Source organism: Streptomyces sp. (genome assembly GCF_050698815.1).
Classification (GTDB): Bacteria; Actinomycetota; Actinomycetes; order Streptomycetales; family Streptomycetaceae; genus Streptomyces.
Genome location: NZ_JBOHCV010000687.1, coordinates 1 through 3,367, shown reverse-complemented (window position 1 = coordinate 3,367; position 3,367 = coordinate 1). Strand labels below are relative to the sequence as shown.

The following is a 3,367-nucleotide window of genomic DNA, read 5'->3' as shown; positions in this document are numbered from 1 at the left end:
CCGGCCCGACGACTCGGGCCGGCGGGCGCCCCCGGGCGCGCGCTGCACCTGGAGGTCGAGGGTGACGGCGGCGGCGACTGGTACATCGCACTGGACTCACCCGCGGCCACCGCCTCCGCGGCGGACGCGGTGGCCCATGTGGCGCTGGACAGCTACGAGTTCTGCCAGCTGGCGGCCGGTCACGTACCGCCCCAGGAGGCGGCCGCCGGCCAGGACGGCGACCGCGAAGCCATCCGCGACGTCCTGTTCGCCGCGGCGTCGCTGTCCCGGATGTAGGTGTCCGGGATGTGACGCGCCCCAGGTCGTGTCAGGTGAAGACCACCGTGCGGCGGCCGTTCAGCAGCACGCGGTGTTCGCTGTGCCACTTGACCGCGCGGGCGAGCGCCTGGCACTCCACGTCGCGCCCTACGGCTACGAGCTGTTCGGGGGTGACTTCGTGCCCCACCCGCTCGACCTCCTGCTCGATGATCGGGCCCTCGTCCAGGTCCGCGGTCACGTAGTGGGCGGTCGCGCCGATCAGCTTGACGCCGCGGGCGTGCGCCTGGTGGTAGGGCTTGGCGCCCTTGAAGCTCGGCAGGAAGGAGTGGTGGATGTTGATGATCCGGCCCGACAGCTGCTTGCAGAGGTGGTCTGAGAGAACCTGCATGTAGCGGGCGAGGACGACCAGTTCGACGTTCTCGTCCTCAACCAGGCGCAGCAGCCGCGCCTCGGCCTCCTGCTTGCTCTCGTCGCTCCCCTTGGTCACCGGGATGTGGTGGAAGGGGACTCCGTAGGAGCGGGCCAGCTCGGCGAAGTCGGTGTGGTTGGAGACCACTGCGGCGACGTCGACCGGCAGCGCGCCACTGGTGCACCGGAAGAGCAGGTCGTTCAGGCAGTGCCCGAACCGGCTGACCATCAGCACGACCCGCATCCGCTCGCCGGCCCGGTGCAGCTGCCAGTCCATCTGGAACGAGTCGCCCACCGCGGCGAAGCTCGCCCGCAGCTTCTCCACGGTCACGCCCGCGTCCGCCGAGAAGTGGACGCGCATGAAGAACAGCCCGGTGTCGTGGTCACCGAACTGCTGGCTGTCCTCGATGTTGCAGCCGGTCATGAACAGATAGCTCGACACGGCGTGCACGATGCCCTGTTTGTCCGGACAGGAGAGTGTGAGGACATACTCCGTGCGGTCGGCGTGCGGCTGCTTCATGGGGACAAGACTGGCACACCCGCCAGGGCCGCGTTCACCTGCACTCGGGCGGGACTCAGACGGCGCGCAGCATGATCGCCAGTACGTCGAGGGAGCGGGGCGGCTCGTCCGGGTCCTCCGCGTCGTTGGTCGCCAGGCGTACGTGCGCGTCACGCGCCGCCCGTACCGCCTCCGGCCAGCCGTGGTGCTCCAGATAGGAAGCGACGGGAGCGTCCGCGCCGACCTGGTGCATGATGCGCAGCACGCGCAGCACGGCGGTGTCCACGAGCGCGGCCTCCTGCGAGTCGCGGAAGACCGTGCCGACGTACTTCTCGGCGGACCAGTTGTCCAGCCAGGTGTCCTCGACCAGGCGGTAGACGGCATCCGTGATGTCGCCGTATCCCGGCCGACCGGTCGCCCAGCAGTCCTGCTGGAAGGCGGGGTCGGAGAGCATGTGCAGCGCGGAACGCACATTGCTGCGCCAGCGCCACCAAGGCATGTCGTCAACAGGCATGCCGCCCATGGTGGTGGACCGAGGGCCACGGCGGGAAGCCTTCGCGGAACCTTGCTGCACGGAACCTTGCTGCATAGTTGTCGACAATACGTTCCCCTTTCCGTGCCGACGGTGCGGACCCCTGGTATTCACCCCCCTGTCACTCGGCGTTGGCAACCCGTCACTCACACGTTACGGTCCGCCCGGAATCGTGCGGTCACATGACTGTCCGGCGCCGCTCCGCCCTGACCAAAGCCGTCACCGCCGCCGTCGCCTGCGCCGCTGTGCTCAGCGGCTGCGGGATCATGCCCGGCACCGCCGAAGCGGGCAACGACCCGATCACCGTGATGACCTGGGCGCCGGAGGGCACCAAGGCCACCAACATGCCCGGCATGCCGGGCATGGCGAAGGCCTACGCACGCTGGATCAACGCCGAGGGCGGCATCAACGGGCGCCCGCTCAAGGTCCTCACCTGCAACGACCACAACGACACGGTGAGCGCCGCGCGCTGCGCGGCACGCGCCACGAAGGAGGAGGTGGTCGCGGTCGTCGGTTCCTACAGCCAGCACGGCCGCTCCTTCATGTCCGGCCTGGAGAGCGCCGGCATCCCCTACATCGGCGGCTACGGAGTCGCCGACGAGGAGTTCAGCAGTCCGCTGTCCTACCCCGTCAACGGCGGACTGCCCGCCCTCGTCGCGGGCAACGGCCGCCAGCTGGCCGCCGGCGGCTGCGGCCACGTCTCGCTGGTGCGTCCGGACACCATCGCGGGCGACCAGCTGCCCCCGCTGCTCAACGCCGGCCTCGCGGACGGCGGCGCCGGGCCCGCCAAGGACGTGCGGGCGGCGGAGGACGCCTCCGCCTACACCCGGCAGGCGCACCAGGCGCTGGCCGGCGCGGGCGCGGACCCCGAGCGGTACGGCCTGGCGCGGTACGGCGGCAGCACCGAGGACGGCTGCGTGACGGCCGTGCTCGGCGGCCGTACGGACACCTTCTTCGACTCCTTCCGGCGCGTGCAGGAGGACAGCCCACGGGTGCGGACGGCGTCCGTGCTGGGCAGTCTGCGGCAGTCCCTGGTGGACCGGTCGGGCGGGCGGCGGAGCCCGCTGGAGGGCGCGTACGCGACCGGCTGGTACCCCGTGGCGAGCGACCCGCGCTGGGGCCCGATGAAGGACGTCATCCGGGAGCACGCCTTCGGTGACAACCACGTCGACGGTTCGGACCCGGGCGTCCAGACGACGTGGGTCGCCTATACGGTGCTGCGCCAGGTCCTGCGCTCGCTGGACGGTGAGCCGGTCACGGCCAAATCGGTGCGGCGGGCGCTGGACAACGGCGCTCCGGTCGGCACGGGCGGACTGACGCCGAAGCTGAACTGGAGCTTCGGCAACATGCTCGCCGCGCGCGAGTTCCCCCGCATCGTCAACACGATGGTGACCTACCAGCGCGTGCGGGACGGCAGGCTGACACCGGTACGCGAGGGATTCGTCGACCTGGCGAAGACGCTGGAGGGCGACCCCACCACCTCATGACCCGCGGCTCGGCCGACCGGCACGGCCGAGCCGCACGGCCGGCGTCACAGCTGACCGAACTGGCGCTCCGTCAGTCCGTACTTGCCGGCCGTCGGGTTCCACAGCCCGGCCGCCTCCTTCTTCGCGGTCGTGGCCTCGCCACTGGAGCGTGTCCCCTTTCATTTATTCATGGTGTTGCGGTCG

3 protein-coding genes and 1 pseudogene are annotated in these 3,367 nt (G+C 70.5%); 2 read left to right on the top strand and 2 right to left on the bottom strand.

The genetic code is table 11. The annotated features are described in order from the left end of the window. A pseudogene (locus ACRDP3_RS24505) lies at window positions 1-276 on the top strand (MDMPI N domain containing protein); the annotation flags it as partial. A 31-nt stretch (window positions 277-307) separates the two neighbouring features. Here the strand turns inward: ACRDP3_RS24505 and purU are convergent. Both purU and ACRDP3_RS24495 read right to left on the bottom strand, forming a co-directional pair. Further along, complete coding sequence (gene purU / locus ACRDP3_RS24500) at window positions 308-1,186, bottom strand: formyltetrahydrofolate deformylase (RefSeq protein WP_431519167.1); 879 nt, start codon at window positions 1,184-1,186, stop codon at window positions 308-310. Window positions 1,187-1,241: 55 nt separating this feature from the next. Beyond that, window positions 1,242-1,688, bottom strand: coding sequence for an SCO4402 family protein (locus tag ACRDP3_RS24495; RefSeq protein WP_431519168.1), 447 nt, complete (start codon window positions 1,686-1,688; stop codon window positions 1,242-1,244). A 191-nt stretch (window positions 1,689-1,879) separates the two neighbouring features. On the opposite strand from ACRDP3_RS24495, the gene ACRDP3_RS24490 reads away from it, so the two are divergent. Next, window positions 1,880-3,184, top strand: a complete 1,305-nt coding sequence (locus tag ACRDP3_RS24490; protein WP_431519166.1) for an ABC transporter substrate-binding protein — start codon at window positions 1,880-1,882, stop codon at window positions 3,182-3,184. The last annotated feature ends 183 nt before the right edge of the window (window positions 3,185-3,367 follow it).

Coding starts and splice junctions, on each gene's coding strand:
- ACRDP3_RS24495 (WP_431519168.1), bottom strand. CDS start 1,688: ATGGGCGGCATGCCTGTTGACGACATGCCTTGGTGGCGCTGGCGCAGC.
- purU (WP_431519167.1), bottom strand. CDS start 1,186: ATGAAGCAGCCGCACGCCGACCGCACGGAGTATGTCCTCACACTCTCC.
- ACRDP3_RS24490 (WP_431519166.1), top strand. CDS start 1,880: ATGACTGTCCGGCGCCGCTCCGCCCTGACCAAAGCCGTCACCGCCGCC.